26 protein-coding genes, 1 pseudogene and 1 riboswitch are annotated in these 26,089 nt (G+C 43.1%); of the genes and pseudogenes, 24 read left to right on the top strand and 3 right to left on the bottom strand.

Translation table 11 applies throughout. The features are described from left to right. The first annotated feature begins 24 nt into the window (after positions 1 to 24). The 6 genes from dapB (at position 25) to dapA (ending at position 5,896) form a co-directional block, all read left to right on the top strand. Positions 25 to 828: a 4-hydroxy-tetrahydrodipicolinate reductase gene (gene dapB, locus DESOR_RS22120; protein ID WP_014186822.1), complete on the top strand. Its 804-nt coding sequence runs from the start codon at positions 25 to 27 to the stop codon at positions 826 to 828. Positions 829 to 911: 83 nt separating this feature from the next. After that, a complete protein-coding gene (dpsA, locus tag DESOR_RS22115) occupies positions 912 to 1,829 on the top strand; it encodes a dipicolinate synthase subunit DpsA (protein WP_014186821.1) in 918 nt (305 codons plus the stop codon). A 3-nt stretch (positions 1,830 to 1,832) separates the two neighbouring features. Next, positions 1,833 to 2,426 (top strand): dipicolinate synthase subunit B, encoded by a 594-nt coding sequence (locus tag DESOR_RS22110; RefSeq protein ID WP_014186820.1) that lies wholly within the window; start codon positions 1,833 to 1,835, stop codon positions 2,424 to 2,426. 83 nt (positions 2,427 to 2,509) lie between these two features. After that, positions 2,510 to 3,499, top strand: a complete 990-nt coding sequence (locus DESOR_RS22105) for an aspartate-semialdehyde dehydrogenase (RefSeq protein ID WP_014186819.1) — start codon at positions 2,510 to 2,512, stop codon at positions 3,497 to 3,499. 177 nt (positions 3,500 to 3,676) lie between these two features. After that, the gene (dapG, locus tag DESOR_RS22100) at positions 3,677 to 4,903 is read left to right on the top strand and encodes an aspartate kinase (RefSeq protein ID WP_014186818.1); all 1,227 of its coding nucleotides are present in this window, start codon (positions 3,677 to 3,679) and stop codon (positions 4,901 to 4,903) included. Between the two features lie 42 nt (positions 4,904 to 4,945). Further along, on the top strand, positions 4,946 to 5,896 hold the full coding sequence (gene dapA, locus DESOR_RS22095; protein WP_042332635.1) for a 4-hydroxy-tetrahydrodipicolinate synthase: 951 nt from the start codon (positions 4,946 to 4,948) through the stop codon (positions 5,894 to 5,896). A gap of 176 nt (positions 5,897 to 6,072) precedes the next feature. Here dapA and DESOR_RS28430 read toward each other — a convergent pair whose 3' ends face one another. Continuing rightward, positions 6,073 to 6,210 (bottom strand): DUF1540 domain-containing protein, encoded by a 138-nt coding sequence (locus DESOR_RS28430; RefSeq protein WP_014186816.1) that lies wholly within the window; start codon positions 6,208 to 6,210, stop codon positions 6,073 to 6,075. A 378-nt stretch (positions 6,211 to 6,588) separates the two neighbouring features. Between DESOR_RS28430 and DESOR_RS22090 the strand changes: the two genes are divergently transcribed. The 8 genes and pseudogenes from DESOR_RS22090 to DESOR_RS31125 all read left to right on the top strand — a co-directional run. Continuing rightward, entirely contained in the window at positions 6,589 to 8,253 is a 1,665-nt protein-coding gene (locus tag DESOR_RS22090) for a ribonuclease J (RefSeq protein ID WP_014186815.1), read from the top strand. A 52-nt stretch (positions 8,254 to 8,305) separates the two neighbouring features. Further along, positions 8,306 to 8,489, top strand: a riboswitch (cobalamin riboswitch). A 331-nt stretch (positions 8,490 to 8,820) separates the two neighbouring features. Then, complete coding sequence (locus DESOR_RS22085; protein WP_014186814.1) at positions 8,821 to 9,606, top strand: energy-coupling factor ABC transporter permease; 786 nt, start codon at positions 8,821 to 8,823, stop codon at positions 9,604 to 9,606. Beyond that, the gene (locus DESOR_RS22080) at positions 9,603 to 9,899 is read left to right on the top strand and encodes an energy-coupling factor ABC transporter substrate-binding protein (protein WP_014186813.1); all 297 of its coding nucleotides are present in this window, start codon (positions 9,603 to 9,605) and stop codon (positions 9,897 to 9,899) included. Before DESOR_RS22085 ends, DESOR_RS22080 begins: the two co-directional genes overlap by 4 nt. Further along, positions 9,896 to 10,669: a cobalt ECF transporter T component CbiQ gene (cbiQ, locus tag DESOR_RS22075; protein WP_014186812.1), complete on the top strand. Its 774-nt coding sequence runs from the start codon at positions 9,896 to 9,898 to the stop codon at positions 10,667 to 10,669. The genes DESOR_RS22080 and cbiQ overlap by 4 nt, the downstream gene beginning before the upstream one ends. A gap of 4 nt (positions 10,670 to 10,673) precedes the next feature. After that, positions 10,674 to 11,528 (top strand): energy-coupling factor ABC transporter ATP-binding protein, encoded by an 855-nt coding sequence (locus DESOR_RS22070; RefSeq protein ID WP_014186811.1) that lies wholly within the window; start codon positions 10,674 to 10,676, stop codon positions 11,526 to 11,528. Positions 11,529 to 11,561: 33 nt separating this feature from the next. Further along, a complete protein-coding gene (locus tag DESOR_RS22065) occupies positions 11,562 to 12,281 on the top strand; it encodes a precorrin-6A/cobalt-precorrin-6A reductase (protein WP_014186810.1) in 720 nt (239 codons plus the stop codon). Positions 12,282 to 12,583: 302 nt separating this feature from the next. Continuing rightward, positions 12,584 to 12,826: a FeoA family protein gene (locus DESOR_RS22060; RefSeq protein WP_014186809.1), complete on the top strand. Its 243-nt coding sequence runs from the start codon at positions 12,584 to 12,586 to the stop codon at positions 12,824 to 12,826. Between the two features lie 54 nt (positions 12,827 to 12,880). Next, a pseudogene (locus DESOR_RS31125) lies at positions 12,881 to 13,184 on the top strand (FeoB small GTPase domain-containing protein); the annotation flags it as partial. A gap of 190 nt (positions 13,185 to 13,374) precedes the next feature. Here DESOR_RS31125 and DESOR_RS22055 read toward each other — a convergent pair. Both DESOR_RS22055 and DESOR_RS22050 read right to left on the bottom strand, forming a co-directional pair. After that, positions 13,375 to 13,791, bottom strand: a complete 417-nt coding sequence (locus DESOR_RS22055; protein ID WP_014186808.1) for a metal-dependent transcriptional regulator — start codon at positions 13,789 to 13,791, stop codon at positions 13,375 to 13,377. Positions 13,792 to 14,138: 347 nt separating this feature from the next. Then, a complete protein-coding gene (locus DESOR_RS22050) occupies positions 14,139 to 14,492 on the bottom strand; it encodes a response regulator (RefSeq protein ID WP_014186807.1) in 354 nt (117 codons plus the stop codon). Positions 14,493 to 14,660: 168 nt separating this feature from the next. Between DESOR_RS22050 and DESOR_RS22045 the strand changes: the two genes are divergently transcribed. The 10 genes from DESOR_RS22045 to DESOR_RS22000 all read left to right on the top strand — a co-directional run bounded on the left by DESOR_RS22045 (position 14,661) and on the right by DESOR_RS22000 (position 25,902). Then, the gene (locus tag DESOR_RS22045; protein WP_014186806.1) at positions 14,661 to 15,188 is read left to right on the top strand and encodes a nitroreductase family protein; all 528 of its coding nucleotides are present in this window, start codon (positions 14,661 to 14,663) and stop codon (positions 15,186 to 15,188) included. A gap of 57 nt (positions 15,189 to 15,245) precedes the next feature. Beyond that, the gene (locus DESOR_RS22040) at positions 15,246 to 17,168 is read left to right on the top strand and encodes a sigma-54-dependent Fis family transcriptional regulator (RefSeq protein WP_014186805.1); all 1,923 of its coding nucleotides are present in this window, start codon (positions 15,246 to 15,248) and stop codon (positions 17,166 to 17,168) included. Positions 17,169 to 17,394: 226 nt separating this feature from the next. Continuing rightward, positions 17,395 to 17,679, top strand: a complete 285-nt coding sequence (locus tag DESOR_RS22035) for a 4Fe-4S binding protein (protein ID WP_014186804.1) — start codon at positions 17,395 to 17,397, stop codon at positions 17,677 to 17,679. Between the two features lie 12 nt (positions 17,680 to 17,691). Further along, the gene (locus DESOR_RS22030; RefSeq protein ID WP_014186803.1) at positions 17,692 to 18,837 is read left to right on the top strand and encodes a transketolase C-terminal domain-containing protein; all 1,146 of its coding nucleotides are present in this window, start codon (positions 17,692 to 17,694) and stop codon (positions 18,835 to 18,837) included. 12 nt (positions 18,838 to 18,849) lie between these two features. Further along, positions 18,850 to 19,719, top strand: coding sequence for a thiamine pyrophosphate-dependent enzyme (locus tag DESOR_RS22025; RefSeq protein ID WP_014186802.1), 870 nt, complete (start codon positions 18,850 to 18,852; stop codon positions 19,717 to 19,719). Next, positions 19,719 to 20,156: a 2-oxoacid:acceptor oxidoreductase family protein gene (locus DESOR_RS22020; RefSeq protein ID WP_014186801.1), complete on the top strand. Its 438-nt coding sequence runs from the start codon at positions 19,719 to 19,721 to the stop codon at positions 20,154 to 20,156. The genes DESOR_RS22025 and DESOR_RS22020 overlap by 1 nt, the downstream gene beginning before the upstream one ends. A gap of 259 nt (positions 20,157 to 20,415) precedes the next feature. Beyond that, the gene (locus DESOR_RS22015; protein WP_014186800.1) at positions 20,416 to 21,753 is read left to right on the top strand and encodes a GntP family permease; all 1,338 of its coding nucleotides are present in this window, start codon (positions 20,416 to 20,418) and stop codon (positions 21,751 to 21,753) included. Between the two features lie 113 nt (positions 21,754 to 21,866). Then, complete coding sequence (locus tag DESOR_RS22010) at positions 21,867 to 23,033, top strand: aconitase family protein (protein WP_242832387.1); 1,167 nt, start codon at positions 21,867 to 21,869, stop codon at positions 23,031 to 23,033. 184 nt (positions 23,034 to 23,217) lie between these two features. Next, the gene (locus DESOR_RS22005; protein WP_042331526.1) at positions 23,218 to 24,630 is read left to right on the top strand and encodes an FAD-binding oxidoreductase; all 1,413 of its coding nucleotides are present in this window, start codon (positions 23,218 to 23,220) and stop codon (positions 24,628 to 24,630) included. Between the two features lie 6 nt (positions 24,631 to 24,636). Further along, the gene (locus DESOR_RS22000; RefSeq protein ID WP_014186797.1) at positions 24,637 to 25,902 is read left to right on the top strand and encodes a (Fe-S)-binding protein; all 1,266 of its coding nucleotides are present in this window, start codon (positions 24,637 to 24,639) and stop codon (positions 25,900 to 25,902) included. Positions 25,903 to 26,089: the final 187 nt, after the last annotated feature.

Below are 26,089 nucleotides of genomic sequence, written 5' to 3'. Positions count from 1 at the left end.
CATATCAGCGCAGGAGGGGTATTGTTGAAGAAGATTCGCGTTTTTGTTGCCGGAGCATGTGGGAAGATGGGTCAAGAAGTGATCCGTTCGATTTTAAAAGAGGATGATCTCCTTTTAGTAGGAGCTTCAGATACGCGGCATCAGGGGATGGATGTTGGGTTTGTCGTAGGTGCTCCGCGAGTAGGAGTTGATATTACAGGTCCGGTGGAGTCTGAAATATTGCGTTCTACACAAGCAGATGTTTTAGTTGATTTTACAAATCCCCAGTCAGTGTTTAAAAATTCTAAGATCGCGATTATGTCCGGTGTTGTTCCGGTGGTTGGAACGACTGGATTAGATGAAGCTGAAATTGCTGAAATTCAAGCACTTGTGAAAAAAGAAAAAGTAGGTGCGTTTTTGGCTCCCAATTTTTCCATTGGAGCTATCTTAATGATGCGTTTTGCTAAAGAAGTTGGAAAATATTTTCCTAACGTTGATATTATAGAGTTGCATCATGATCAAAAATTAGATGCTCCTTCAGGGACTGCTCTGAAAACAGCAGAAGGGATTTTGGAAGTACGTGAACCTATGGTTCAGGGGCATCCCAATGAGTATGAAAAAATTCCCGGGGCTCGGGGTGCCGATATTGGAGGAATTCATATTCATTCAGTGCGATTACCGGGGTTGATTGCCCATCAGGAAGTATTATTTGGGGGATTGGGCCAGACACTAACGATTAGACATGACGCTTACTCCAGGGAAACCTATATGCCGGGGGTAATGCTCAGTATACGAAAATCATCAGATTTAACGGAACTTGTCATAGGTCTCGATAATTTCCTCGATTAGATTGTTTACTCCGTAACCGCTGCTCGCATACCCTCATATAATGGATAGTAGTCATGGGACACTGTCTCAAAGGGGGCATAAAAATGAGTGCGGGTTTGAAAGGAATTCGTTTTGCAGTCATCGGAGGTGATGATCGAGAGCTATATTTAATCTCCGAGCTTCAAAAACAAGGGGCCTACATAGTCGGGGTCGGATTTGAAAAAGCGGATACCATTTCAGGAATCACCCTTTCGTCATCATTAGAAGATGCAGTTAGTCAAGTGGATGTCTTGCTTTTTCCAATGTTCGGTACCGATGAACGTGGGGTAGTTAAGGCTAAATACTCAGAGTCACCCATTATCTTAAACAAAAAAGTGCTTGAATCCATTCCAGCACGGGTACCAGTAATCATTGGCTTTGCACGACCGGCCTTAAAGTCGGTAGCAGAAAATTTAGGAATCCAATTGATAGAAACTGCCAAATTAGATGAGCTTGCTATCTTAAATTCCATACCGTCAGCAGAAGGCGCTATTCAAATGGCCATGGAAGCAACAACTATTACCATTCATGGCAGTCAAAGCTTCGTCTTAGGGTTAGGGCGGTGCGGCTGGTCGTTATCACGAATGCTCCAAGGTATAGGAGCTCATGTAACGGGTGTCGCCCGTAAACCTGCAGATTTAGCACGTGCTGAGGAAATGGGAATCAAAGCAGTACATTTTGCAGATCTTGAGGATGAGATAGGTCGTGCTGAAATCATCTTTAACACAGTTCCCTATCAAATATTAGATCGCGTTATGTTGGATAAGGTAGTAAAAGATGCTGTGATCGTGGATTTGGCCTCGATCCCGGGAGGGACAGATTTTGAATATGCTCAGTTGTTAGGTATTAAAGCCCTTCTGGCTCCCGGGCTCCCCGGTATCGTCGCTCCAAAGACAGCAGGACGAATTCTTGCTCATATCTACCCGCAACTTATTCTTCGTCACTTGACCACAATGAACACTACTTGTAAAGTGGAGGTGTAAGGGATGAAGTTTGATGGGTTGAAAATTGGGTTTGCGGTTACCGGATCACACTGTACAATCAATGAGGTTATTCAGGTTATGAAGCGGCTAATTGATGAAGGGGCAGAGCTGACGCCTATTATTTCATACTCTGTAGATAGTATGGATACTCGATTTGGAAAAGCAGAGGATTGGAAACGACAATTTAAAGAGATTACTAATAAAGAGATAATTCACACTATTCCGGGTGCTGAACCGATTGGGCCTAAGCAGATGTTTGACTGTGTGGTGATTGCTCCGTGTACCGGAAACACTCTAGCAAAGCTTGCTAACGGAATAATTGATACTCCGGCACTAATGGCTGCTAAATCGCATCTTCGCAATCAAAAGCCTGTAGTTTTGGCTATTTCAACCAACGATGGACTGGGACTAAATGCTCGCAATATTGGAACTTTGCTCATAACTAAAAATGTTTATTTGGTGCCTTTTGGGCAAGACAATCCTGCAGTTAAAGCGAATTCTTTAGTAGCACATATGGATAAAATCCCAGATACTGTTCTCATGGCTTGTGCCGGAAAACAAATTCAACCAGTTCTAGTGGATTATTCGGGAAAATAATCATTACCTGACAGGTGCCTTACTTTCTGTAAGGCACCCCTGCCTAGGGGTGATTCCAGATAAAGTAAGGAGGAACATAAGTAATGTCTAACGTAGCAATAGTTGGGGCGACAGGCGCAGTAGGACAGGAATTCTTAAAAATTTTAAGTGAACGGAAGTTTCCCATCAAAGAATTAAGGTTGTTGGCCTCGAAACGTTCTGCAGGAAAACGGATAACCTGGCAAGGGCAAGAACTTGAAGTTCAAGAGACGACTCATGAGAGTTTTAAAGGCATAGATATTGCGCTTTTTGCCGGCGGATCAGCAAGTACTGAATATGCACGTTCTGCCGTAGAAAGTGGATCTGTGGTCATTGATAACAGCAGTGCTTTTCGCCTTGATCCGGAAGTGCCCCTGGTAGTTCCGGAAGTAAATCCAGAGGACGTAAAGTGGCATAAAGGGATAATTGCTAATCCTAATTGCTCAACAATTATTATGGTTGTTGCGCTGAAACCAATCTTTGATTTGGCAGGAATTCGTCGTATTGTCGTATCTACTTACCAAGCTGTTTCCGGAGCAGGGAGAGAAGGAATCGAAGAACTTGAAGCGCAAGTGAAGGCTTGGTCTCAGGGAGAAGAGCTGGTTTCCGGTGTTTTCCCTCATCAAATTGCCTTTAACCTGGTTCCCCGCATTGACGTCTTTCAAGAGGGGGATTATACCAAAGAAGAATGGAAGATGGTTAAGGAAACTCAGAAAATTTTCCATGTGCCTGATATGGCAATTACAGCAACAACCGTACGAGTGCCTGTTTTCCGAAGTCACTCTGAATCCATCAATGTAGAGACGGAAAAGGCAGTCAGCGTCTCAGAGATTAAAGAGGCTTTAAGCAAAGCTCCCGGCGTGGTCATTATTGATGATCCCAGTAACGACATATATCCTATGCCATGGGCTAGTTCTGACAAGGATGAAGTTTTTGTAGGTCGTTTGCGCAAAGACTTCTCCATTGCTCAGGGATTTAATATGTGGGTAGTAGGGGATCAGATTCGTAAAGGTGCAGCAACTAATGCTGTGCAAATTGCTGAACTTCTGCTCTAAAAAGCTAGAGAATAGGCTAGAGCTCGGGTCTATTATTCTTTAGAATGGTTTTGTGGGTATTTAGATTTTTCAAGTGTGATTGGTCTTATCTCAAAATTCCATAGGGAGAAAATGTTCGGTGTTCTTAGTTCGAACCCGAATATCAAATTTCGAACTACGATAAGGGAGGAACAAAAGTTGCAGATTATAGTACAGAAGTTTGGCGGAACCTCCCTTGCCACAGAAGAGCGGCGAGCTCAGGTGGCTGCAAAGGTTTTAGAAGCAGTTCAAGAGGGATATTCTCCAGTTGTTGTCGTTTCGGCTATTGGACGCTCTGGGGACCCATATGCGACAGATACTTTTTTAAACATGGTTAAAGGGATTTATTCGGACCTTCCTAAGCGGGAGTTAGATCTGCTCATGAGCTGCGGAGAGGTTATTTCCGGGACTGTTCTGGTAAGTACATTAAGTAAGTTGGGTATGAAAGCAGTTCTTATGACAGGTGGGCAGGCAGGAATCATTACCAATAATGACTTCGGTGATGCAAGAATTGTACGTGTGGAGCCTGCCGAGATACTGGGGCAGCTGGCAGAAGGAAATGTGGTTGTTGTTACAGGATTCCAGGGAGTAACAGAGAGCGGTCAGGTTACAACTCTTGGGCGGGGAGGAAGTGATACAACAGCTTCAGCTCTGGGTGTTGCCCTGGAGGCAGAAGCCATCGATATTTATACAGATGTCGAAGGAATCATGACTGCTGATCCCAGAATTGTGGAAAATGCGCGGATCTTAGATACTGTCACTTATAATGAAATATGTAACCTGGCTTATCAGGGAGCTAAAGTAATACATCCTCGGGCTGTGGAAATTGCTATGCAGCGAAATATTCCTCTTAGGATTAAATCCACTTTTTCTGAAGCACCGGGGACGTTGGTGACAAACATACACCCCAATCGAGAAGTAGGAACAGATATCACTTTTGACCGGATTATTGCTGGAATCGCCCATACGGCAAATGTAACCCAACTGAAGATATTAACTGCTGATGAATCCAATAAACACCTTACAGATAAGCGTATTTTTAAAGCAATGGCTTTAGCAGATATAAGTGTTGATTTTATTAGTGTGCAGCCTGAAGCGGTTCTCTATACTGTTTCAAATGATATTGCAGCAAAAGCCGTGGAAATATTGGAAAATATGGATTTCAAACCAGAGATTGTGCCTAGCTGTGCTAAAGTATCCATCGTGGGAGCAGGAATTGCAGGCGTTCCCGGTGTTATGGCGGATATGGTTGAAGCTCTTTCAGATGCCGGCGTGACCATTCTGCAATCTGCCGACTCACATACAACAATTTGGGTTTTAGTACACCAGACTGACATGGTGACGGCGATTCAAGCTTTGCACAAGAAGTTTAAACTTGATATATAGAGGAACTTTGAACTTAGGGTTTAGGGAGAAAGGATGAAAAAGATGTCATTTGGTAGGATTTTAACGGCTATGGTTACTCCTATGAATGAAAAATCGGACGTGGATTATCAAGAAGCTATACGTTTAGCCCATTATTTGATCGACCACGGGTCAGATGGAGTAGTAGTTTGTGGTACTACCGGAGAATCTCCTACTGTAACCGATGAGGAAAAGATTGAGCTTTTCAAAGTAGTGAAAAAAGCTTTGGGGACCAAAGGGACAGTCATTGCAGGAATCGGTTCAAATTCTACTAACTCAAGTATCGCATTAGCCCGCAAGGCAGCTGCAACTGGTGTGGATGGCTTAATGGCGGTAGTTCCCTATTATAATAAACCATCTCAGGAAGGGATGTTCCAACATTTTAAAGTGATCGCAGAAGCTGTGCCCTTACCATTAATGCTTTATAATGTTCCGGGCAGAACCTCAGCAAATTTGTTGCCTGAAACTGTCAAACGATTGGCCGATATTTCAAACATAGTTGCCTTAAAAGAGGCTTGTGGTTCAGTGGATCAAGTCAGTGAATTAAAGAGAATCCTTCCTTCGGACTTCGAGGTTTACAGTGGCGATGATTCTATGACCTTGCCGATGTTAGCCTTGGGATGCAGCGGAATTGTCAGTGTAGCCGCTCATATTGTCGGAGATGAGATGAAAGCTATGGTGGATGCTTGGTTTGCTGGGGATACTGCTCAGGCGGCCAAATGGCATCTTGAACTTTTCCCGATCTTCAAGGGTATATTTGTAACCTCAAACCCGGTGCCCATTAAAGCCATGCTGAACATGATGGGTATCAACGCCGGGGAAGTTCGGCTCCCCTTAGTGAAGGCAACGACTGAGGAGATTAAATTCCTGGAAAAACTTATGCAGGGTGTTAAAAAATTAAATAATGTAACTCAGACACCAGCAGTCTCAGAATTAAAAGTGGCATCTGAAAAGTTAAGTCATCCCATAGTGTAAGTAATGGGATTGATACAAAAGGATTCTCATGAGAGCTCAGAACAATTAAAAAATACGCCTTGAAACGGCTTTTTCAAGCCTGATCAAAGCGTATTTTTTTTGCTGCTAAAGTCATCACAACATAAAGTGATGACTTTAGCAGCTATTAATAGTTGATCGGTTCAGCCAAAACCAAATCATTTATCGCTAGGTTCATAAAAAGCACACTCTGCTTCACGATCCATTAAGCTTGATGTGACACTTAATGTTTCAAGCTGACAGTGTCCTTCCTCATTATGTTGACATTTAGTTGCATTACAAACTACATTGGTCATAATAATTCCACCTCTCTTTTGATAAGTCAAAAAGTATAACTTTGACGGTAGCCAAGTTTTTAAATCAACTTAAAGATATAGTTCCCGAATTGTGTTATTTAATACATACTCTTTGTCAAAATACAGCAATAAAGCTGGTTTCAAGGGTAATGAACTAACTTGCAAGCCTTCGTTTTTCGCGCTATAATATATTATCTTAATTGTGCGGCTAGTTTAATAGATGATTTTCGAAGTACTGGCGAACACTGGGCGTCATTGTGTTCGTTTTGTTATTTCGCGTCTTTTTGTTGCGTTATTTTAAACTGCGAAGAAAAAGCCACGGGGGATTCCGTTAACTATATTGGCACATGAGATAAGAATAATAGGAGGTGGATTTGTTTGGCAAAAGAACACAAATTACAAATTATCCCTTTAGGGGGACTTGGAGAAATCGGGAAAAACATGACCGTCATTCGTTACGATAACCAAATGGTACTTATCGATGCGGGACTTGCTTTTCCCGATGATGACATGCTTGGGATTGATATTGTCATCCCGGACTACAGCTATTTGATTGAACACAAAGAAATGCTTTTAGGTATATTGCTCACCCATGGACATGAAGATCATATCGGGGCATTGCCTTATTTATTGAGAGATCTGGAAGTACCGGTATTTGGGACGCGTTTGACCTTAGGAATTATTCAGTCCAAAATGAAAGAAAATAATTTGAGCAGTATTCAAGCGACGGTTGTACAGCCACGAGATGTTATAAAATTAGGAGTATTTCGCATTGAATTTATCCGTGTAAATCATAGTATTCCCGACTCCGTTGCGATAGCGATTCATTCCCCCCTGGGAACGATTGTCGCCACTGGGGACTTTAAATTAGACCACACCCCGGTTTCTGGAGAAATATTAGATATTCATAAATTTTCCGAACTGGGGGACAAAGGAGTATTATGCTTACTATCAGATAGTACGAATGTAGAAAGAGCTGGTTTTACCCCCTCAGAAAGTCATGTTGGAGAAATGATTGACGAAGCATTTCGCAATGCAAAAGATCGTGTCATTTTAGCAAGCTTTGCGTCAAACGTATACCGGCTACAACAAGCGATCACTTCCGCAGTAAATACTAATCGCAAGGTAGCTGTAGTGGGACGAAGTATGGTCAATATTGTGGGAATTGCAGAAGAACTGGGATATCTGGATATTCCGGAAGGAACCTTAATCGATATCGACGAAATAATCGGCTTACCCGGAAACCAAGCTTGCATCTTAACTACAGGCAGTCAAGGGGAACCTATGTCAGCATTAACCCGAATGGCCAATCACGATCATCGTCATGTGGCTATCCAGCCCGGTGATACTGTGATTATTTCTGCCAGCCCGATTCCTGGTAATGAAAAATCCGTTGCCAAGACAGTGGATCAGTTATTTAAGCTGGGGGCAAATGTGATTTATGAATCGGCAGAAGGGATGCATGTATCCGGTCACGCTAGTCAAGAGGAACAAAAGTTAATGTTAAGTATGGTTCGCCCACAGTATTTTATGCCTGTCCACGGTGAATATCGGATGCTTATTAAACATGCACAGTTGGCCGAGCAGCTTGGTGTCCCCAGGGAGAATATATTTATCACTGAAAATGGCGGGGTTGTTGAGTTTACCCGTCATGGTGCAGCTTTAGGCGGAAAGGTTATGTCAGGTAAAGTCTTAATTGATGGGCTGGGTATCGGAGATGTTGGAAATATTGTTCTGCGGGATCGCAAGCAACTTTCTCAAGATGGGATATTAATCGTTGTCATGACGATAAGCCGTACCAGCGGCGCTATTGTGGCCGGGCCGGATGTAGTTACTCGAGGGTTTGTATACGTTCGTGAATCGGAGTCCATGTTAGATGAAGCTAAACAAAAGGTCAGACAAACGATGGCACGCTGCCGTGAGAATCGCGTTACGGAATGGGCCGTGTTTAAGAATCAAATACGAGAAGCTTTAAGTAAGCATTTTTATGAGAAGACACGTCGAAGACCTGTGATATTGCCGATTATTCAGGAGGTTGAGTGATAAAAACAAACTCTTGCTTGACTGAGGCGTGTTTTCGTGTTAAATTAGACTTAACTTAATGAATTGAGCAAGTGATTTTTCAATTCTGAAAAATTTGACCAGGGAAGCCGGTGTGAATCCGGCGCGGTCCCGCCACTGTAAAGGGGAGTAATTGCCATATCCACTGAGGAAACTTGGGAAGGAGGCAATTTACGGTGAACCTAAGCCAGGAGACCTGATTGCTCTTATGCTCTACTCACGATGGATGGGTGGCAGGAATCCTTGATATTTCAGCCCTCCAAATCTGGAGGGCTTTTATATATTGATTTAGTTACATAGGGTTTCCTGAGGGAAGCCAACCTGCAGGGTATGTCTTGTTCGAGCGGGATCTGCTTTCAAAAATGCGAAGCGAACTTGAAAGCGGGAGAGAACGCAGTGTCCGAGACAACCGATACATTGCTTTAAATCGTGATGTTCGGTTGTCTCTTATTTTATTTAGAGGAGGAGTCATTAAGAGTTAGAAGAGAAATATCCAAGCGTTATATTGATATTTCTTTCCGAAGTAAAGCAAAAGGAGTTGTTTAGTGTATGAGGCTGTTAAAGACTAAAAATATTGGTTTATTACTCATTTACGTTATGTCTGTTTATATGGTTTTTCCGGATAGCGTTTATGCAATGCATATTATGGAGGGCTTCTTACCCTTTAACTGGGCCGCATTTTGGTGGGTCGCGATGATTCCCTTTGTCATAGCCGGAGTGATTTCTATTAAGAAGACCGTTACCCTTCATCCTAATTTGAAGATGCTGCTTGGTATGGCAGGGGCTTTTGCCTTTGTCTTGTCAGCTTTAAAAATACCTTCCGTAACCGGAAGTTGTTCCCATCCTACGGGGGTTGGTTTAGGCGCGATTTTGTTTGGACCTGTTGCTATGACTGTTTTAGGTATGATTGTCTTAATCTTTCAGGCACTGCTGTTAGCTCATGGAGGAATTACAACTTTAGGTGCAAACACCTTTTCTATGGGGATTGTCGGTCCTTTCGTATCCTATGGTATTTACAGAGTGTTAAAGAAATTGGGTGCTCCTCAATGGCTGTCGATTTTTGTGGCGGCAACCTTGGGTGATCTAATGACTTATGTAACAACCTCAATCCAGTTAGGCTTAGCATTTCCGGCGGCATCAGGAGGAGTAGCCGCAGCTGTCGCTAAATTTATGGGCATTTTTGCCGTCACTCAGGTTCCTTTAGCCATTAGTGAAGGTCTGCTTACGGTTATGGTATTCAATATCCTCATGGCTTATAGTCAAAAAGAGCTGCAGGTTTTAGGTGCTTTTACCGGCAAAGCATTATCGTCTATTAAACGGGAGGTTAAAGCATGAAACTCTTTACTAAAAATATGATCATTTTAGTAGTTGTTGTAGTATTAGCGATCGTACCTTTATTTATTGCCCGGGGTGCCGAATTCGGTGGTGCTGACGGCCAGGCTGAAGAAGCGATCATGGAGCTCAATGCTAATTATACTCCTTGGTTTAAGGCCCTCTGGGAACCCCCCAGCGGTGAGATTGAATCCTTATTGTTTGCTTTGCAAGCTGCTGTCGGAAGTGGATTTGTATTTTATTATATAGGCTATTCCAAAGGAAAACAGGTTAGTAATAAGAGGGAAGAAGCTTGAACGATATAGACACATACGCCTATCACAACAATTTAATAACGGTTCATCCTGGGGAGAAAGCCTTTTTTGCCATGATTACCATGGTTGTATGCCTTACCTCGCAAACCACTATGCTGACTCCTTTAATAATCCTGGCAATAATGGCAGGTGGGATTGTCATAAAAGCCGGCATTCCAACTAGAGTATTGTTCAAGCTTTTAGCAATCCCCCTCTCCTTTCTTTTAATCAGCGTATTGACCATAGCCTTTTCAATATCTAAAGATCCTTTGGGATTTTGGCTTGCGTATTCAATGAAGGGGCTGACCATAGGAATACGCTACCCGGATCTGATCACAGCTGTGAATCTTTTCCTCAGATCCATAGGGGCTGTTTCGTGTCTGTATTTTTTGGCCTTGACGACTCCCCTCACTGAGTTGATTTCAATTCTTCATTGCTTAAAAGTACCTTTTATTATAACCGAGTTAATGGTGCTTATTTATCGATTTATTTTTGTTTTCTTGGAAACGGCAACCACCATCCGTCGTGCTCAGGTTTCCCGTTCAGGATACGTAACAATGAAAAGTTCTTTTCGCTCAATGAGTAGGCTCTTTTCTGCACTTTTAGGGAAGGTTTTCATTAAGTCCCAAGAATTGTATGATTCAATGTCTGCCCGAGGCTATACGGGTGAGATTAAAGTCCTTAATAAGAAACGTCCGGTAAACCTTAGGAATTATGGTATAATAATTGGGCTGGAAATACCTTTAATCTTATTGAATTTACTTTGGAGGTAATTTGATGTCAGAGACCATACTTGAAGCAGTTGATTTAGAGTATTCCTATCCGGATGGTACAAATGCTTTGCGCAAAGTCAACCTACAAGTCCGTAAAGGCGAAAAATTAGCCATTCTAGGTTCGAACGGAGCTGGAAAATCGACGTTATTTATGCATTTTAACGGAATTTATTGTCCAAGCTCAGGGACTGTAAAATTTCAAGGACAGGGAATTTCTTATAAGAAAAAGGCCCTGATTGAGTTGCGTAAGAAAGTGGGTATTGTTTTTCAAGATCCGGATAGTCAGTTGTTTTCGGCAAGTGTATGGCAGGACGTCTCATTTGGCCCACTTAATCTGGGGCTTTCTGACGAAGAAGTAGCAGAACGAGTTAAACAGGCCTTGGCAGATACCGAAACCTCGGACCTGGAGGATAAGCCTACGCACTTGTTGAGCTATGGACAGAAAAAAAGGGTTTCCATTGCTGGGGTATTAGCCATGGAACCCGAAATTATTATTTTTGACGAGCCTACCGCCGGGATGGATCCACGCCACGCCCATGAGTTTATGCAGCTCCTGGATAAGCTGAGCTGCGAAGGAAAAACCATTGTCTTATCAACTCATGATGTGGATTTAGCTTATAGTTGGTCAGACAAATTAGCAATCATGTACCGGGGTGAGGTTATCGCTCAAGGCTTGCCCGATGAAGTATTAGTTCAACCAGATATTGTGGAACGAGCGGACTTAACCATTCCATGGCTGATTGAAACTCATCGTGAGCTGGTGAAGAAAGGATGGCTTTCTCCTTCGACACCACTTCCTAAGACGAAAGAAGATTTATTTTTGAACATACCGGCTAAGCGCGATCAGCAAAGTGCTTAGAAGAAATAATTACTCAGCCCATGGAGGTTTGCAATGATTATACTTTTAGGAGAAACAGCTGCAGCCCGTGAGATTAGTGCATGTCTCAGGAGCAGAAAACTTGAGCTGGTAAGAATGCAAACCTGGAGTGAGAGAACATGTTTACATTCGCCGAACTTAATTATCGATGCTAGCCCTCCTTCAAGCAGTTTGAAGTTTGCGCCCTTGCGAAATTGGTGTGAGCAGCGGAATATTCCTTATCTTAGGTTAGAAAGACCTGAGACCATAATTCCTGACAACCCCTTAATATATCCTGTTGTTAACTGGGAGGATGCTTTACTTCAATTAGAACAACGGGTTTGTACATTATCTCAAGAAAAAGGACGCCTGATTACGATTTTTGTCACAACGGGCAGCCATCAATTAGAGACCATAGTTCAAAGTTCATTTGCCCGTTTAGCTCGTTTGGTTATTCGAGTTCTGCCGGAAGGGCGCCTAGTGCAAAAATGCCAGGACATGGGCATTTCTCCTAGGGATATTGTAGCCATGCAAGGTCAGTTTTCTAAAGAGGTTAACAGAGTGCTATTTAAATTTTATGGTGCAGACATCCTATTCACCCGTGACAGCGGTTTGGCAGGAGGCACGGATACCAAAATATCCGCCGCCTTAGAATTAGGATTAGAGATTGTTCTTATAAAAAGAAACACGATTTGCCAAGGGCTAACGGTTAATAGTGTCAAAGAGTTGCTCGATTGGGTTGATGCCAATGCATAATAGGATTTCGATAATAACAAAAAGACACAAGCGTTCCTACCACTTTGATTTTGACAAAGTAGTGAGAAGGCTTTTTTTCTTGACTCAGAAAACAATCCCAAAACATTCTAAAGGATAATAGACCCGAAGGACCTATCCTCGGCTATGCGCGATTAACAGCTTAAATCATCCTGAAAATATTACCAAACCTCTGAAGTAACAATCGGATCTCAGATTAAATATTGTATTTCATACTGAAATAACGCCTGGCATACTTTAAAAGTTGCCTTTGACTAACAGTTCTTGAAAGGAGAATTGTGAAAATGACAAGAAAGTCCGTGCCATTATCAACACTAAAACTTGGCGAAACATCCAATGTTGTTCATTTAGAAGTAAAAGGGTTACTTCGCCGCCGAATTCTTGACCTAGGTATAGTCCCGGGGACGGTTCTCACCTGTATCGGCAAAGCACCTGCCGGAGACCCCATTGCCTACTTAGTTCGCGATACGGTCATCGCCTTGCGCAGTGAAGACGCAAAACTAATCGCAGTTAATAAAGTTGTATAACATTAATGTTAATAATCAGGAGTATTTGAGGTGAAACGGCATGAATTTGCCAATGAAAGATCCTTCCTACTTGTTGATTTGCCGGGTACTTATTCGTTATTAGCTCACTCACACAGTTTAAGAAGAAATTGCCCGAGATTTTATCTGTTTTGGTAAACCTGATGCAACTCTCGTTGTACTAGATGCTACGTCCCTTGAACGAAATCTTATTTAGCCTTGCAAGGATATCAACAAATGTGATAATATGTGTAAACTTAATTGATGAAGCCAAGAAAAAGGAATAAAAATTAACTTCAAAGAACTTGAACAAGAACTGGGTGTTGCCATTGTCCCTACAGCAGCAAGGAGTGGTGAAGGGCAGCCTGCGGCAAACAGTGCCTTTCAGCATGATCCTTTTTGCGCTGCTGCACTGGCCCTGTAAAACAACCTTGCTCAGTATGTACAAAGAAACGGGAAGTACGTTTGTTTTATCGTAGCTCAGACTGTGTATCTCCTAAACTTAGTTTAGGAAGTATTAATCCCCGTCTTGTATGGCGGGGATTAATTTCTTATAACTCTTTTGTGATAATGTAATTGTTATAGGATTGAAGCCAGGATGGGTTGTCATTCATAAATTCAACCAGTGTTTTGATGGCATCGATTGTCGCCGTTGAAAGGTAATGTTCCATAGCCTCCGCCTCTGCTGCAAAGTTGCATTTGCTCCTTATAAGGGCGAGGAAATCCTGTAAAATTTTGTTCCTGGTTACAAGATAATATCCAAATTCCTTGCCTTGATCTGTAAGCTGGATTTCACCATAACGTTCATAATTTATGTAGCTTTCATCTCTCAATCGATAAAGGGCCTTAGTTACTGATGGCAAGGCTACCTTTAGCTTTTTGCTGATGTCTGTGACTCGAACAGTATCAAGAGTTAAGGAAAAACGATATATTTCTTCTAAATAATCTTCTAAGCTAGGTGTTAACATGTATGTCACTTCCTTTGCCTACAATAGTAATCCCTGCTCATTGAATACTATTTGACAGAAGTGAATATTATGAACAAATCCTAATGTTTGCCTCTTTATGTTTAGGGTCAATTTAGATGTCAGAAAGTATAAGGCCCCCCTGCACATTCAGCGTGTTTCAGGGGGCTTGCATTCTTTTGGACAACTGATGCTTCATGTCGTTAAAGCAAAAAATAAAAGAGTTGGATCTATTTAGGCTTCAAACGATGAGTATATCTCCTTGACGTACTTCGTATTTGTTAATATTCACCATGATATCCTCTATTCAAGGATTCCTTCAACCCATTTAGGCTCCGGAACAGGATCTTTTAAGCGGGCCTTGATGCGGGCGATAACTTCTTTCGGTTCAAAAGGTTTAACAATGTAATCATCGGCTCCAATATCAAAGCCTTGAATTTATCCTCCAGCATATCCCGGGCTGTCAGCATAATAATGGGTATTGAACTTGTACGCCTAATGATCTTGCATACTTCCCAACCATTTATGACTGGTAACATGAGGTCGAGTAAGACTAGGTCGACTTCTTCCTGTTTTAGAATGCTTAGTACAGAGCTTCCATCATGACAAATCAGGAGTTTAAAGCCGATGTCAGATAGATATAGATTGAGAAGCTTGCAACTATTTTTGTCATCATCAACGACCAAAATAGTTTTGTTCTTCATTTGGTTCACCTCCTGATAGATGCTTATATATTATCTCATCATAGAGCATGAGAAAAGATAGATTCACTACAACATGAAACATTGGGGCTTGAAAAATAATTGAAAGAGTTTAATCTAATCCTAACAGGAATTTGCTCTTGAAATCAAAATTGATCGGAGGAAAAGAATATGCTAGATCTTCTTTACAGACGCCGGAGTATCCGTAAATACAAACCGGAGAAATTAGACGCTCAAACCGTCCAAGTACTTTTAAAAGCTGCCCTATTAAGTCCATCGTCACGAGGTTTTCAACCGTGGCAATTTGTTGCAGTTGATGACTCAGAGATATTAACTCAGTTAGCGTCCAGCAAAAAAGGTGCGGGATTTCTGAAAGATGCTGCCTTAGGTATTGTAATCTTAGCAGATCCTTCAAAAAGTGATGTCTGGGTAGAAGATGCTTCCATAGCCGCGACAATTCTGCATCTAACTTCAGAATCATTAGGACTGGGATCATGCTGGATTCAAATAAGGGAGCGGCAGTTTTCAGAATCTGAAACAGCGGAACAGTACGTGCGCAGAATCTTATATATTCCAGATAATCTTAAGGTAGCATCAATTATCTCCATCGGTTATCCTGATCAAAGCAAGTCGCCCTATCTGGATGGAGATTTAGGATTTGATAAGGTTCACATAAATAAATATGGTTCTAAATACTAAAGGACATTTCGCTATGTTGGCCGGCCAATGGGAAAATTCGATACTGGGGGCGTTAGAATGGCAGAAATCTTATTTATCTCACCATTACAGGAACTAGCCAGCCTGGTTAAGGAGGTTACTAATCAAGAAGGTGCACCGGAGATCGATATTAAGGTCGCCCGAATGGAGGATGGGGTTAGAGCTGCCTTGGAAGCCGAGCAACGTGGATATCACGTGCTTGTCAGCCGGGGAGTTACTGCTTGGATGATTAGAGAGGCAGGGGTTACTCTACCAGTCATCGATGTGCGTATTGGCGGGTTAGATATCTTAGAAGCTTATTTGCAGGCCAAAAGTCTCGGAAGCCTCATTGGCATTGTTGATGTAAATGAAATGATCCAAGAAATAGCTAGCTTTGAAGAGCTTATTGGAGAAAGTTTCGTAAAGTATACCTTGAAAGATCAGAAAGAGGACATTCTTAAAGGAGTGGCTGCTCTGAAAGCGGCTAAGGTGCAAGTAGTGATCGGTAAAATCGCTATGGCTAATGAGGCTAAAAAACTGGGTATGCAGGCAGTGGTAATTAGGTCCGGTAGGGAAGCTGTCCAGCGTGCCCTGGCAGAGGCTAGGCGCGTCTTAGAGGTGCGTAAACTAGAAAAACGCCGCGTGGAACAATTAAGAGCTATTTTAGATTTCACTTATGACGGTGTCATTGCTCTGGATGAGGAGGGGAGAATCAGTGTTTTTAATCCGGTTGCGGCGAAGCTTACAGGATGGACTGCAGAAAAAGCAATAGGACGTTCAATCGATGATGTTCTGCTTAAATGTTCCTGCCGGAATATCTTAAAGAATGGCAAAGCAGAGGTCGGGGATATCATGGAGATAGGTCGGTCAAAAGTTGTGGCTAACCATATCCCTATTAAAGTAGACCAAAAAGTAGAGGGCGTTGTCACAACATTTCAGTCCATAGACAGACTGCAAAGCTTAGAGCACAAAGTGCGACGAACCTTGGCGGACAGGGGCCATGTCGCAAAACATAGTTTTAATGATATCCTTGGGCATAGTCAAGCCGTTAAGGATGCCATAAAATGGGCCCGTGAATATGCCCAAGTAGATTCTACAGTTCTCTTGCGTGGCAGAACTGGATCGGGAAAGGAATTATTTGCTCAGGCAATTCATAATGCAAGTCCGAGGCGGCGGGAATCTTTCGTGGCTATCAACTGTGCAGCATTACCAGAAAATCTATTAGAAAGTGAACTCTTTGGTTATGTAGAGGGAGCTTTTACAGGAGCTCGTAAAGGTGGTAAGGCTGGGGTATTTGAGATTGCCCATGGTGGAACCCTATTTCTGGACGAGGTAGGAGAGATGGCCACCTCGCTTCAAGCTCGTTTACTTCGCGTTCTGGAAGAGGGTGAGGTGATGCGTTTAGGTGATAATAGAGTTTTACCCGTCAACGTTCGTCTAGTTGCAGCTACCCATCGGGATCTCAAGGAAATGGTTGAAATAGCCGGTTTTAGAGAAGACCTGTTCTATCGCCTGAATGTGTTGTCCTTAGTGGTTCCGGAACTTGCTGAACGTGGAGATGATATTTTACTTATTGCTCGTCATTTTTTGGGGGAATTCTGCCGAAGGATGAATCGAAGTATTGGTTCCTTTTCTAGAGGGGCAGAATTGATCCTCTTGGAATATCCATGGCCGGGAAACATCCGTGAATTGCGCAATGCTATGGAGCGTTTGGTTATGTTGACCGGGGAGAAAGAGATTTCAGAGGAAGATGTGGTGAGGGCGCTTATGCTGGACGGGAAGGACAGGAAACTGGCCATCAACGTTCGTGAGAAGGAAGTAAAGTTGCGCGGTGAAGTAGAGTTTGCAGAAATTCGTTTGATTCAGAAGGTTCTCAAGGAGTGTGGGGGAAACAAAACCGAAACAGCACGTCGTTTGGGAATAAGTCGGACTACCCTTTGGCGAAAAATTCAAGATGCTGGCCTTGAAGTGTTTCAACTATGAAACATTATCGTTCCTATTCTAAACGAAAACGTTTCATAGTTGAAACTTACGATTAAGCCTATCTCGAGTATTTTGGATTATCCTGTAAAATTGGACTTTATTAATTTGGCAAATATAAGCGTAAAAACAGAAAATTATAAAATTATAAGAGTCTTAGGCTCTTATTTTTTTTTGTGGCATGCATATTGCACTAACCATATACAACAAAAAGAAAGGAGAGATAGTCTTGGTTAAAAATCTTCCAGTTGTTCCAACGGCTAAAGCAGGCAGCCTAGTTGAGACGCCAACGGGAATAACTTGGCGTATTCAATATCCAGTGATTTTAGAAACATGCCAAATGTGCTTGGACTGTACATTGTATTGCCCGGATGGGGCCTTAGCTCAGTATAATGAAAAGGTTGTTCTTAACTTAAGTTTGTGTAAAGGGTGCGGAATTTGTGCCAATGAATGTAAAGAGAATGCCATACAAATGATTCCTGAGTATTCTGGGGTTCAGGGTGTTTTCCGTTAAGGGGGGAAATGAATGAGTACAACTTTATTAACAGGTAGTGAGGCGGCAGCCTATGGGGCAAAGCTGGCCCGTATTGAAGTATTGGCATATTATCCTATTACGCCGGCCTTTCCGGCAATGGAAAGGATCAGTAAGTTTATTGATGAGGGTGATTTGAATACCCGTTTTGTACGAGTTGAGTCTGACCATAGTGCTTTAGCAGCAGCACTAGGTGCAAGTCTTGCGGGTAGTAGAACTTTTACAGTAACGAATTCTCAAGGGTTGCTCTATATGACTGAAGTCGTTTATCATACGGCTGGATTACGTCAACCTGTGGTTATGGCAGTAGCAAATCGAGCTCTATCGGCACCTCATAGCCGTTTTCCAGAACAAGGGGATGCGATTTCCCAAGGAGCAAGTGGCTGGATTCAACTCTTTTGTGAAAATAATCAAGAAGTACTTGATACTACACTCCAGGCCTTCAAAATAGCTGAAACAGTTCGTTTGCCGGTTATGGTGAATTATGAAGGGTACATCCAATCTCATACCATGGAGGAAGTAGGAATACCCGGTCAGGAGAAAATAGATCAATTTTTGCCTTTGAAGCGAGTCCGCACTCTTGATGTCGAGAACCCTCAAGCAGTCAATACCGTTGCTAGTCCTGAATTCTATATGGATTATAAGTTCCGTCAAAATGAGGCAATGGACCAAGCACTGACAGTTATTGATAGTGTTGCCTCAGATTTTGCCCAAGAATTTGGCCGGGACTGGTTCGGGTTAATTGATACTTATCAGATGGATGATGCAGAACATGCTATTGTAGCTATGGGCTCCATGGTCAGTGATGCCCGAATCGTAGTGGATGAACTGCGGAATGAAGGGCGAAAAATTGGGTTAGTAAAAATAAGGACATGGCGTCCTTTCCCAGCGGAAGCTCTCCGTAAGGTACTCGAGAAGGTTCAACTCATTACCGTATTTGACAAAAATATCGTTTACGGTCTGGGGGGGGCCTTAGGAACAGAACTAAGGTCTGCTTTATACGGGCAGTCTGCACGGCTAAATAGCTATATTCTTGGGCTAGGAGGCCGAGATGTAACGACAGAAGAAATCAAAAAAGTACTTGAACTATCAGAGAAAACTGAAAAACAGGCAGCCGCTTCTGAGTGGTTCGGGTTATAAGGAGGGATAAAAATGGCACTATCCATTGCAGATTTGTCGAAAGAGGATCTATTTGGTCAAGGACATGCGGGTTGTGGGGGGTGTGGCGCAGCTGTCGCTGGCAGGCAAGCAATGAAGGCTCTTGGCTCTAGAACGATTATTACAATTCCAGCCTCATGCATGGCAACCTTAGGGGGCTCAAACCTGAAGACGACTTGGCAAATTCCCTTTTATCATACGCTATTTGAAATGGCTCCGGCGATATCTTCCGGAATTAGGGCGGCTCTAGAAGCGCAGGGAATAGAAGATGTTAACGTAGTTTCTTGGGCAGGGGATGCGGGAACAGCAGATATTGGGTTTCAATCCTTAACCGGTGCAGCTGAACGCAATGAACACATGATTCACGTGTGTTATGACAATGAGATGTACATGAATACGGGCGGACAAACGGGCAGTCAGACCCCCATGTATGCGATTACTAGTAATATGACGAAGGGGAAAATGGTCAAAAAGAAGAATATGTTGGCCATCATGGAAGCGCATGGCATAGATTATGTAGCGAGTGCCTCCATTGCTTATCCATTAGATCTGATTGCGAAGTTTAGAAAAGCAGCAGAAAAACCCGGTTTTTCCTATATTCATATCCTAGCACCTTGTCATAGGGGCTGGCAAATTCCGCCGGAGAAAACTATTGAGTTTGCACGATTAGCTGTTGATAGTGGTCTTTTTGAACTTTATGAAGTGGATAATGGATTGCGTACTCGAACTTTTGAGCCCCCTTTGATTCCTGTTGAAGATTATCTGATCAACCAAGGGCGGTTTAGACATCTCACCTCTGAACAGGTCGCAGGGATCCAGAAAAGTGTTAATGCCTACTATAGCAGAGGGGGGAGTGAAAAGTGATGCGGGAAATTCGCTTTCATGGCCGCTTTGGCCAGCCGGTAGGGAAGCTAACTCGGGCAATGGGGAAAGAACTTTTGCATCAAGGCAAGCATGTCCAAGTTTTTGATGCGTTTGCCGCTGTGCGTCCCGGGGCTCCCATGTACTCCGTTATTCGAGTGGGAGATGAGTCGATTCGAAAACGGTCCGCGAATAATACGATGCCTGATATAGTTGTGGTTTTAGATAATAGTTTATTTGGTGTTATAGACGTGACCAAAGGTCTTAAGTCAGATGGAACGGTGATGGCGTTGGGTGTAACTGAGAATGCTCTCGGGGAGAAATTAAAAGGTTTTTCCTTTGTTTCTCTTGACCCTTACCTTCAACCTAATAGCTCTGATTTAGCGGCAGTTTTCCTTAAAGTCTTGGCCGAACGCGGTGTTTTGATGGTCAACAAGTAATATTAAGGTTGTCTTTTTAGTCTTATATGTTTTATAACTTAAGGATGTTTATCACATGCGTTATTATGGAAAAGCTACGGGGCCGGTCGTGCGATTAGCGGGCTCCGGTCTGGCTGGAGTAATCAGAATCTAACCAATATTTTAATGAAAAAAGAACATAATCATAATTCTGATAACCCGTTTTCATTTTCATTTTCATTGTCATTGATGGAATCAGTAATTTATTTAAAAGAATAGTCTTATGAAAGGTGGGGAAAGCATGATATTAAACAATCCTACGTTTACGTTGGTCGGTTTCCTTGTTGTAATTGTTTTGCTATTCTTCTTAATCGCGAAAGTCAAATGGCATGTTTTCATGGCTCTTCTCATTCCAATTATACTTTTTGCTTTGATCCCTGGAGTAGATCAAGGAGCGTTCATAAAAGCCTTTGAATCCGGTTTCGGGAAAACTGTGCAGTCTATAGCTGTTGTTATCGTTCTAGGTTCCGTTATTGCCGAAGCTTTGAAAGAGACAGGCGGAATTGAAAAAATTACCTTAAAAATGATTGACTGGGTTGGACAGAAACGTATGCCTTTAGCCTTGACCTTGACCGGGTTCGTTATCGGAATCGCGATCTTCTCGGATGTCGGATACGTAATCCTCAATCCCTTGGTTCATTCGGCAGCTATTGCTTCAGGAGTCAACATGAGCGTTATGTCAACTGGTCTTGTGGGAGCCATGCAGCTTACCCATGCGATGGTTCCACCGACTCCCGGCCCCTTGGCTGCAGCTGCTTTACTTAAGGCTGATGTTGGCAAGATTATCATTTATGGATCTCTCGCAACGTTCATAGGATCATTAGCTGGCTGGCTGTTTGCCTTAATCGCTGGTCCCAGAATCCCCTCTCCTCCATCTCAAGAATTTGTCGGCCAATCGTTTGCGGATAAAGGACTTAAGCTTCCTTCAACCATAGCAGCTTATGCCCCGATTATGGTCCCTTTAATCTTAATCGCAGGCCAAAGTTTTGCTAATCTCTATCTACCTAGCGGTCTATTCAAAACCTATGTGAACTTCATAGGTTGGCCACCGGTGGCATTACTTATTGGAATTTGGTTAGCCTATCGAAACACGAATGCGGATCAGAAGAAAATTCAGAACTCTAAATGGATAGAAGAGGCCCTACGCACCTCTGCAATGATCATTATGGTGACTGGGTTAGGTGGCTCTTTAAGCGCAATCTTAAAAGGAACCCCTGCTGTTGATTATATCGCCAATGCAATCGTACAATCCGGAGTCCCCTCAATTTTCTTGCCCTTCGTTTTGGGTATTGTGGGAAATATAATCACAGGATCTACTACAGTAGGGGTTATTACAGCTGCTTCAATTGCAGCTCCTATGCTCGGTACCTTGGGGTTAAGCCCTGAAGCGGCTATGCTCGCAGGTGGAGCGGGTTCTGTTATTATCAAGTATGTCAATTCCAGTTACTTTTGGGTTTGTACCTCCTTATCCCGCATGGAACTTAAGTCAGCTCTATATTCCTATGGCGGTGTGACTTTGGTTGGTGGTGTCGCCTCTATGGCTGCAGTTTATGTTATGTGGTTGGTTCATCTTATATAAGGTAATGCCTATAGGATCGAAGCTTTTGTTGGGGGGACATAGAGAGCCTCCCAACACTCAATTTTTGATTCGCTGTTAGATATAAATATTAAGTCATGGTGGTGTTTGAACAAGTGAAAGCAACTTTTTATAACAAATATATGTCGAAAGCTGCTGGGGTTGAAAAAATTAGTGTGGGAAACGAGGTTGAGATCAAAGTGGATCTAGCCCTTGCTCACGACGGAACCGGTCCTAAGTTGCTCGAAGCTTGGGAAAAGCAATCTGAAAAAGTATACGATGGTCGCAGAGTGCTCTTGACGGTAGATCATGCTTTTCCGGCACCAACCCCGGCAGAACGTAGTTTTCAGCGCCGGTTCAGCCAATTTGCTGAAGCACAAGGGTGTGTTCTTTATAATCATGGTGAAGGGGTATTACATCAAATCGTAGCTGAGAGGGCCTCTCTGTGGCCGGGAATGATCATTGCCGGAGCAGATGGACATGTGGCTACGGCCGGAGCCTTTGGAGCGTTGGCTTTTGCTCTGACACCAGAAGAATTAGTTCCTGTTCTTACTTCAGGCAGGCTTAAGATGAAAGTCCCTGAGCTTGTGACCATAGGACTGGAGGGTGAGCTGCAGCCTGAAGTGCTCCCGAGGGACATTGCACTATATCTTCTGGGAAAAATTGGAGGAGACTTAAAGGAGAAAGCGGTGGGTTTAACAGGACCCCTTTTCACCTCCCTTTCCGCTGCTGCCTGTATGACAATCTGCAACTTTTTACCTGAGGCAGGTGCCGTTACTGCTTTTGTTGTACCAGCGGGAGAAGAGGCGGGACCTATAAAACATAGAGTCGATGTCAGCATGATCGAAGCCATGATTGCGGCTCCTCCTCAACCAATTAACGTAAAACCGGTGAGTGAACTGGCTGGAACAAAGATAAACGTAGCGATAGCGGGGGGATGTTCAGCTGGGCGTCTGGAGGATATGCAGATTATTGCTAATGTTCTAGAGGAGTATCCAGTGCACTCTGAGGTCACTTTTATCGTGACACCTGCATCAAGAGCTGTGACAAAAGCAATGGATAAGTTGGGGATCAGCACCTTAATTCGTGAGCGTGGTGCGGTTATTATGCCTCCCGGTTGTGGGCCGTGCCCGGGTAAACATTTTGGTGTATTGACTGAGGGTGATGTTGCTATTACAACGACGATAAAAAATACTCCTGGTCGAATTGGATCTAATCAGGCCGATATCTACTTGGCTTCTCCTCGAACAGTAGCCCAAGCTGCAGTTAAAGGAATGATTTAATCAAATCCAGAAATAAGGATTAGGGTAACGGTATAAATATTTGCTAATTCATTTTGATAGATTATGGTTTCATGGAAGTTCCTCAGAATTAAAAGGCATCAACCAGGAAACTAGCCTTGGCTAATCGCAAAGCAAAGGCTCTTTATGAATTAACGATCGGGGATACTAGGGAGAAAGGGTGAGAATGATGGAAAAAAGTCAACTGGTTAACGATATGAAGGGGTTGCTAGGTCCGGAAAAAGTGATCTCTAGTAAGCTTGAGCGGTATACTTATACTTATGACAGTTCTTTCTTATCCCAGCTTAATGAATTCTATCCTGATGTTGTTGTCTGCCCCATGAACACAGAGGAAGTTCAAAAAGTCATGCGCTATGCTTATAAATATGGTATACCCGTAACACCTAGGGGAGCGGGGTCCGGTCAGACAGGAGGGAGTGTGCCTGTTAAGGGAGGAATTGTACTAGACCTTTCTGGTTGGACGGACATTGTAGAAATTGATGATAGCAACATGCAAGTTGTTGTAAGGCCGGGGATTGTGCACGCTGACCTCAATGAAGCGCTCTCGGCTTACGGGCTGTTTTTTCCACCTGATCCAGGAAGCTCAAAAATGGCAACGATTGGGGGTATGGTAGGGAATAATGCCAGTGGGCTGCGAGCAGTAAAGTTTGGAAACACTGTTCAATATGTGTTGGGATTGGAAGTTGTTTTGCCTGACGGTGAGGTTATAAAGACTGGGGGATTACACTCCAAAGCACTTAAAAGCGTTTCCGGGATTAATCTTACTAGCCTCTACGTTGGTTCTGAAGGTACATTAGGGGTTATTACCCAGGTTAGACTGAAAGTTTTACCAAAACCTCCGGTTCGGGGAATCCTTCTGACGCTGTTTTCTAGCTTGGATGACGCGGCTGCAACAGTTTTAGAAGTGTTTAAGCATGGAATTATACCTTCTGGTATTGAGATTTTGGACGACTCTGGGATTAAAGCCGCTAATAAGTTTCAGCCGGATTTAAAGCTTCCCGAGACGGAGGCTGCTCTATTCTTTGAAATCAACGGCAGCAAGGCGGCAGTCGATTTTGAGGGGAAGCAAGTTAAAGAGATTGCCGAAAAACGGGCAATCATAGTGGAATGGGCCATGGATCCCCAGCGTATGGCAAAACTTTGGCAAGGACGTGCAGTCATAGGCGCTGCTTCAGCACGAGTTAAAGCAGGGGCAACCAGAATTTTTTGCGGTGAAGATGTCTGTTTTCCGATGGCCAAGGTTCCTGAGGCCTTACGCAGAATTAAGGAGATTGGGGCAAAACATAACACACTTGTTGTAATTTATGGTCATATTGGAGATGGAAATATGCATACAGCACCGATTATCGATCCCTTAAAACCTGATGAGGTTAAGGCAGCCCACCTCGTAGCTGATGATATTCATGCACTGGCTTTGGAGTTGGGAGGCTCGACGACTGGGGAACATGGAGTGGGTTTCACTCGAGCCCAATTTATGGCTGCGGAACATGGAAAGGCCTTGGAGATCATGAGAATTATCAAGGATGCTATAGATCCTAAAGGAATTATGAATCCTGGTAAGATCTGGGCTGAGAGGTAAGAAGATATGAAAACAACATATCAGGTTGATTTTGCTGAGGAACTAAAGAAGTGTGTACGCTGTGGTGAGTGTCGTGCAAATTGTCCTATCTTTGCCGAGTCCAAAAGAGAACCGGATTCACCACGCGGGAGATTGTCCTTGGTAAAACTCCTTCAAGAAGGCAAGATCCCACCCTCCTCAGAACTCTCTGAAAAGCTTTATGGGTGTCTGCTTTGTAAAACTTGTGCTGTTAAATGCCCGTCTGGGGTCATTACGGATGAGATTGTGATGGGAGTTAGAGATTACCTTGATAGTACTTTAGATAGAAACATCGTTAAGAAGTTGGTGCTTAGGGGATTCTTGACTCGCCCGGCTCTGCTCCAAGCTTCCTTTTCGCTCGTAAAGCTTTATCAAAAGACAGGGTTAAATAGTGTTTTGACGAGATCAAAACTAATTGAACATTTGCCGGAACAAATGAGTGCAGGTGCCAAAATACTCCCGGATGTCTCAAAACAACCAGCTCGCGGACGGATTGCAGAAGTTGTTAAGCCCTATGGGAAAAAACGTTTCAGAGTGGCTTACTTTTTAGGTTGTGCAACGAATTTAATTTATCCGGATGTTGCGGTGACTGGAGTGGACGTACTGGCTAGGCACGGTTGTGAAGTAGTTACTCCGGCGGTAAAATGTTGTGGTATGCCGCATTTAGCCTATGGAGATACGGATACGGCAGTACAACTAGCAAAAAAAAATCTTAAGATTTTGCTGTCAGCACAAGTGGACGCAGTTGTGACTGATTGTTCGTCATGTTCGGCTACTTTAGCGGAAAGCTATCTTAAGCTTTTTGAGCCAGGTACAGACGAATACAACCAAGCAAAAGAATTAAGCAGCAAGGTCTATGATCTCAGTAAGTTTTTGGTGGAAAAAACGGGTGTTCACCCTGGTCCGAATCCCGTTAAGGTTGCGGTAACCTATCATGACCCGTGCCACTTAAAACGAGGGCAAAATGTCTTTAAACAACCTAGGGAGCTTTTAATGGCCATTCCAGGTGTCGAATTCCGAGAAATGAAAGAAGCGGATCGCTGTTGCGGATCTGCAGGCAGTTTCAGTATTATGCATCATGATTTATCTATGAAGGTTCTAGACCGGAAGATTACTAACATCGTAACTGCCAAGGCTGAGGTAGTGGCCACCAGTTGCCCAACCTGTACAATGCAGTTAAGTTATGGGTTAAAAAGTCACGGTTTGGCAGGGCATGTAGTGCATCCTGTACAGTTGCTGGCTAGGACGTACTGAGAAAAATAAGTGCCTAGTATCTGATTGTTTCCATTGAATAAAACACATAAAAGCAATCAGTATCTTTAACGCAAGGTGCTGATTGCTTTTGTATGAGATCTATTTGATGACCTCGGAGCCATTTGTTAAAAAGATTTTATAGAATTTTAATAATTGCTTTAAAACAAATTTAAAAACTTCCTCTATA

Source organism: Desulfosporosinus orientis DSM 765, from assembly GCF_000235605.1.
In the GTDB taxonomy this organism is placed as follows: domain Bacteria; phylum Bacillota; class Desulfitobacteriia; order Desulfitobacteriales; family Desulfitobacteriaceae; genus Desulfosporosinus; species Desulfosporosinus orientis.
Note: the sequence above shows the minus strand (reverse complement) of the source record. Positions and strands in the feature narration are given on the sequence as shown.

Bases quoted from the DNA above. Each gene is read 5' to 3' on its own strand.
- dpsA (WP_014186821.1), top strand. From the start codon at position 912: ATGAGTGCGGGTTTGAAAGGAATTCGTTTTGCAGTCATCGGAGGTGAT.
- DESOR_RS22110 (WP_014186820.1), top strand. From the start codon at position 1,833: ATGAAGTTTGATGGGTTGAAAATTGGGTTTGCGGTTACCGGATCACAC.
- DESOR_RS22105 (WP_014186819.1), top strand. From the start codon at position 2,510: ATGTCTAACGTAGCAATAGTTGGGGCGACAGGCGCAGTAGGACAGGAA.
- dapA (WP_042332635.1), top strand. From the start codon at position 4,946: ATGTCATTTGGTAGGATTTTAACGGCTATGGTTACTCCTATGAATGAA.
- DESOR_RS28430 (WP_014186816.1), bottom strand. From the start codon at position 6,210: ATGACCAATGTAGTTTGTAATGCAACTAAATGTCAACATAATGAGGAA.
- DESOR_RS22085 (WP_014186814.1), top strand. From the start codon at position 8,821: ATGAGGCTGTTAAAGACTAAAAATATTGGTTTATTACTCATTTACGTT.
- DESOR_RS22080 (WP_014186813.1), top strand. From the start codon at position 9,603: ATGAAACTCTTTACTAAAAATATGATCATTTTAGTAGTTGTTGTAGTA.
- DESOR_RS22070 (WP_014186811.1), top strand. From the start codon at position 10,674: ATGTCAGAGACCATACTTGAAGCAGTTGATTTAGAGTATTCCTATCCG.
- DESOR_RS22065 (WP_014186810.1), top strand. From the start codon at position 11,562: ATGATTATACTTTTAGGAGAAACAGCTGCAGCCCGTGAGATTAGTGCA.
- DESOR_RS22060 (WP_014186809.1), top strand. From the start codon at position 12,584: ATGACAAGAAAGTCCGTGCCATTATCAACACTAAAACTTGGCGAAACA.
- DESOR_RS22055 (WP_014186808.1), bottom strand. From the start codon at position 13,791: ATGTTAACACCTAGCTTAGAAGATTATTTAGAAGAAATATATCGTTTT.
- DESOR_RS22050 (WP_014186807.1), bottom strand. From the start codon at position 14,492: ATGAAGAACAAAACTATTTTGGTCGTTGATGATGACAAAAATAGTTGC.
- DESOR_RS22045 (WP_014186806.1), top strand. From the start codon at position 14,661: ATGCTAGATCTTCTTTACAGACGCCGGAGTATCCGTAAATACAAACCG.
- DESOR_RS22040 (WP_014186805.1), top strand. From the start codon at position 15,246: ATGGCAGAAATCTTATTTATCTCACCATTACAGGAACTAGCCAGCCTG.
- DESOR_RS22030 (WP_014186803.1), top strand. From the start codon at position 17,692: ATGAGTACAACTTTATTAACAGGTAGTGAGGCGGCAGCCTATGGGGCA.
- DESOR_RS22025 (WP_014186802.1), top strand. From the start codon at position 18,850: ATGGCACTATCCATTGCAGATTTGTCGAAAGAGGATCTATTTGGTCAA.
- DESOR_RS22020 (WP_014186801.1), top strand. From the start codon at position 19,719: ATGCGGGAAATTCGCTTTCATGGCCGCTTTGGCCAGCCGGTAGGGAAG.
- DESOR_RS22015 (WP_014186800.1), top strand. From the start codon at position 20,416: ATGATATTAAACAATCCTACGTTTACGTTGGTCGGTTTCCTTGTTGTA.
- DESOR_RS22005 (WP_042331526.1), top strand. From the start codon at position 23,218: ATGATGGAAAAAAGTCAACTGGTTAACGATATGAAGGGGTTGCTAGGT.
- DESOR_RS22000 (WP_014186797.1), top strand. From the start codon at position 24,637: ATGAAAACAACATATCAGGTTGATTTTGCTGAGGAACTAAAGAAGTGT.